The organism is Amycolatopsis sp. NPDC051071, assembly GCF_040682875.1.
Lineage (GTDB): Bacteria > Actinomycetota > Actinomycetes > Mycobacteriales > Pseudonocardiaceae > Amycolatopsis.
This window is the reverse complement of record NZ_JBFBBY010000298.1, coordinates 1-4,271: the sequence shown is the minus strand read 5'-3', so window position 1 is coordinate 4,271 and position 4,271 is coordinate 1. Positions and strand designations below refer to the sequence as shown.

Genomic DNA, 4,271 nt, shown 5'->3' with positions numbered 1-4,271 from the left:
CTTCCTGTACTGGGGAAGGTGTGAAGGTCGAGTTTCTTCGGCTGAGCCGAGGGAAGGGGTCCTTCACGCGCCGCCGTGGTGACTGGTGGTGCTGCTGGGGCTCGTGACGGCCGTCCGGGACGGGCGAGAGGCACCTTGAGGAACTCTGGGTTCCTCAAGAAGTCCTCCAAGGACCGGCCGCTACCCAGCTCACCCGCCGTAGGTACCTGAAACACCCTTCACTAGAACGATCCGGATCACTCACGAGGGCTTGAGCGCCTTCATGGTGTCGTCGACGCTCTTCCGGACCTTGGCTTTCAATTCCTCTTCGGCGGCAGGCCAGCCGTCGGTCTCCCGGGCGTAACCGCTGCCGGTGACGGTGAGCACCAGCGAGCCGTGCCGGACGTCGTACTTGTAGAGCCAGAGTTCCTTCACCGTCCAGGGCTTCGTGTCGTCGTGCTGCCGGTACAGGTACGCCGCCGATCCCAGGCCCTCGACGTCGACCACGGTGAGGTCCGTGCCGGGGCCGGACCGCTTGCCGTCGTTCGCCCGGAAGTCGTCGTACATGGCCTTGGCGCCGGGTTCGCCCGTGTTGTGGATGGCGATGAAAGTCGTCAGCTTGGCGTAGCCGCCGGAGCCGTCGAATTCCATCTCGCAGTTCCCGCCGTCGAGACCCGTGATGAGCTTGCTCGGCGTTTTCGTCGGCGTGCCGCGGGTGAGCGCTTCGAACTCCGCCGGATTCACCGCGGTGCACGCGTCCCCTTGGAGACGGTAATTCGGCGGGGGCTCGGGTTCGGCGGAGCAACCTGCGAGGGCCGAGATAGCGAGCGCCACGAGAAGCGCTCCGCGGAGGCGGTTGGCGGGCATGACCGGATGGTGACAGCGGGTCCACGCCGCCACGAGGGCATTTGTGCCCGGCCGTATGGGATCGTGAGCGGATGAGGATCTTGCTCGTGGAGGACGAGCGGCGGCTGGCCGAGTCACTGTGCGCCGGGCTGAGCGCCGAAGGCTACGCCGTCGACGTCGCGCACAACGGCCGGGACGCGCTCTGGTACGCGGGGGAACACCCGTATTCGGCGATGATCCTCGACATCATGCTGCCGGGCCTCAACGGCTACCGCGTCTGCCGCAAGCTGCGCGAGCGCGGCGACTCCACCCCGATCCTCATGTTGACCGCGAAAGACGGCGAGGACGACGAGATCGAGGCACTGGACACCGGCGCCGACGACTTCCTGCCGAAGCCGTTCTCCTACGGCGTCCTGCTTTCCCGGTTGCGTGCGCTGATCCGGCGCGGGGGAGCGACCCGGCCGGGGACGTTGCGGCTCGGCGATCTCGAACTCGACCAGGCGAGTCACGGCTGCCGCCGCGGTACCGCCGAGATTTCGTTGACCACCAAGGAGTTCGCGCTGCTGGCCTACCTGATGAAACGTCAGGGCGAGGTGGTGACCAAGGCCGAACTGCTGGAGAACCTCTGGGATTTCGCGGCGTCGGCGACGGCGAATCTGGTGGAGGTCCATATGAGCGCGCTGCGCCGCAAGATCGACCTGCCGTTCGGCGCCGAGACGATCCGGACGGTCCGCGGTGCCGGATACCACGTGGTGGCCCCCGGTGCCTAGGCTCACGAAGTCGACCCGGTTCCGGGTCGCGCTGACGGCGTTCGCGGCCTCGGCCGTCGCACTCGGCGCCGTTTCGGTCTGGCTCGTCATCGACGCGCAGAGCAGGCTGGAGGACGGTGCGGCGCAGGTGGCGCGGGCACGGGCGGCGGCGATCGTCCAGGTGCTGAACACCGGCGCCAAACCGGCCGATCTGTGGTGGCTTGTGCGGGACTCCATTTACGAGGTGGCCGACCGTGACGGCAAGCGGGCCGCTTCGTGTCCCGGGCTCCGGTCCGGTTCGCTCGTACCCGAAGGCCGATTTCAGCGTGGGGATCACGTGAAGACCCTCGAACCGTACGACATCGACCTCTCCCTTCGAGAGTCCGGCGGATGTGCTCCGGTGCTCGGGGACCACGTTGAGGACGAGGGTCTCCGCGTGCACGTCATGGCGGAAACGAGCGGGGACAGCAAGTACTCGGTCTACGGTGCCGCGCGGGTCGACGACGCCGGGCAAGCGGCGCTCGATTCGGTGCGGATGACATTGCTGACCGGTGTTCCGGTGATCGCGCTACTGATCGGCGCGATCGCGTGGCTCGCGGTACGCCGTTCGCTGCGCCCGGTCGAGGCCATCCGTTCCGAGGTCGCGGAAATCGGCGCGCACGACCTTTCCCGCCGGGTCCCGGCGCCGGACAGCCGTGACGAGATCGCGAAGCTCGCGGGGACGATGAACACGATGCTCGCGCGCCTCGACACCGCCGTGACAAGGCAAAGCAGGTTCACCTCGGACGCGTCGCATGAACTCCGCACGCCGCTGGCCTCCCTGCGGACACAACTGGAGGTCCTGCTCGCGCATCCGGACCGGCTGGACTGGCGTGAAGCCTGCGGAAACGCACTCCTCGACATCACCCGGCTGCAGGATCTCGTCGCCGACCTCGTGCTGCTCGGCAAACTGGACAACTCGGCGCCGGAGCGGCTCACACCGGTGCGACTGTCCGAAGTCGTCGAATCCGGTCTTTCCGGACGTCGGGGAGTGCGGTCGGAGATCGAGGGTTCGCCGGTGGTACTCGGCAATCGGGGACGGCTGGAACGCCTGCTTCGCAACCTCGTGGACAACGCGCAACGCCACGCCCGTACCGGCGTCGTCGTGTCGGCGTCCACTGTGGACGGATTCGGCGTGCTGACGGTCACGGACGACGGCCAGGGGATTCCCGCCGAGGATCGCGAGCGGGTGTTCGACCGGTTCGTGCGCCTGGACGACGGGCGTGCGCGCGACGACGGTGGCGCCGGGCTTGGGCTGGCGATCGTCGCCGACATCGCCCGTGCCCACGGCGGCACCGCCGAGGTCGCCGAGTACGACGGCGGCGCCCGGCTCGTCGTCCAGTTGCCGTTGGCGGACCCGCGAAGCTGAAGACGTCTTCAGCTTCCTTAAGCTTCGGTTCAGCGTCGGGGCCCGAATCTACGGACCATGTCGTCCGTTCTCCCGCGCCGCGCCTGGTGGCAGCCGCTCAGCCACTCCGGCTACCTGGCCTCGTCCTGGTTCCCCGGGCTCACCGGCGTCCGCGCGCTCGCCGCGGTGGCCGTCGTGTTCTTCCACTACGGCGGGCCCGCCACGGATCGCCTGCAGGGCTGGATCGCCGTGCAGTTGTTCTTCGTGCTGTCGGGATTCCTGATCACGACCTTGGCCCTGCGTGAAGAAGACCGCGGTGGCCGGATCTCACTGCGTGAGTTCTACCTCCGCCGCGTCTTCCGGATCTTGCCGGTGTACTTCCTGCTACTGGCGCTGACGACGGTCGCGGTGACCATCGGCGGGACGTACCAGAGCAGCAGGCTCGCCGACGCCATGCCGTACTACCTCGTCTTCGGCAACGAACTCGTCGACTTCAACACGCCGTATCCGACGTCGTGGTCGCTCGGGGTGGAGGAGAAGTTCTACGTCGTGTGGCCGGCACTGCTGGTGCTGACGTCGTTCGCGCGAAGCGGGAAGACGGCGCTGCGCCTGCTGTTCGGGGCCTCGGCGGTGCTCGGCGTGACGCTGTTCGCGTTGCCGCTGGCGCCGTCGCACACCTGGGCGAGCCTTTCGGTGCACTACTGCTCGCTGGTGATCGGCTGCCTGCTGGCGATGCTGCTGCACCATCCGCGCGGGTTCGCGCTCTTCCGGCCGCTGACCAGGCCCGCCGTCGCGACGGTGATCGGCTGTGGATTCGTCGTGTTCCAGTTTTCGGTGGGGCCGCTGGCCAAGGCGCTCGGCGGCCACTGGCAGTTCGTGGTCCCGGTCTACGCGGCGGGTTCGGCGCTGCTGCTCGTGGCCGTCGTCTCGCCGGGCCCGGTCCGCGCTCTGCTGTCGAGTAAGCCGCTGACGTTCGTCGGCGACCGCTCGTACGCCCTCTACCTCGCTCAGACCGCGGCCGCCGGGGTGTCGGGCTGGCTGCTGCCCAGCGGTCTCGCCAAGGCGGCGGTGACCACGGCCGTCGCACTGGCCTTCGCCTGCGTGCTGCGCCGATGGGTCGAACTGCCCGCCATCGCCTACGGCCGGAAGGTGATCGGACGACACGCGCCCGCCGTCTCTCCGGTGGAGGTGACGGCGGGCGCGAGATGACACGACCTAGGGCGTGTCTGGCAAATCTGTTCGATGGGGTTCGTGATCCAGGTGGTTCCTGGTGGTGTGGGCCCTTCGGCCTCGTACCGGGTCGTACTCGG

The 4,271-nt window shown here is 68.2% G+C and carries 4 protein-coding genes; 3 read left to right on the top strand and 1 reads right to left on the bottom strand.

The window, feature by feature from the left end:
• Positions 1-240: 240 nt before the first annotated feature.
• Entirely contained in the window at positions 241-846 is a 606-nt protein-coding gene (locus AB0M65_RS40370; RefSeq protein ID WP_364040797.1) for a hypothetical protein, read from the bottom strand.
• A 71-nt stretch (positions 847-917) separates the two neighbouring features.
• Between AB0M65_RS40370 and AB0M65_RS40365 the strand changes: the two genes are divergently transcribed.
• Genes AB0M65_RS40365 through AB0M65_RS40355 form a run of 3 tightly spaced genes read left to right on the top strand, consistent with a single transcriptional unit; the run spans position 918 to position 4,170 of the window.
• Positions 918-1,595 (top strand): response regulator transcription factor, encoded by a 678-nt coding sequence (locus AB0M65_RS40365; RefSeq protein ID WP_364040794.1) that lies wholly within the window; start codon positions 918-920, stop codon positions 1,593-1,595.
• Positions 1,588-2,982, top strand: coding sequence for an ATP-binding protein (locus tag AB0M65_RS40360; protein WP_364040792.1), 1,395 nt, complete (start codon positions 1,588-1,590; stop codon positions 2,980-2,982). Before AB0M65_RS40365 ends, AB0M65_RS40360 begins: the two co-directional genes overlap by 8 nt.
• 57 nt (positions 2,983-3,039) lie before the next feature.
• The gene (locus AB0M65_RS40355; RefSeq protein WP_364040789.1) at positions 3,040-4,170 is read left to right on the top strand and encodes an acyltransferase; all 1,131 of its coding nucleotides are present in this window, start codon (positions 3,040-3,042) and stop codon (positions 4,168-4,170) included.
• The last annotated feature ends 101 nt before the right edge of the window (positions 4,171-4,271 follow it).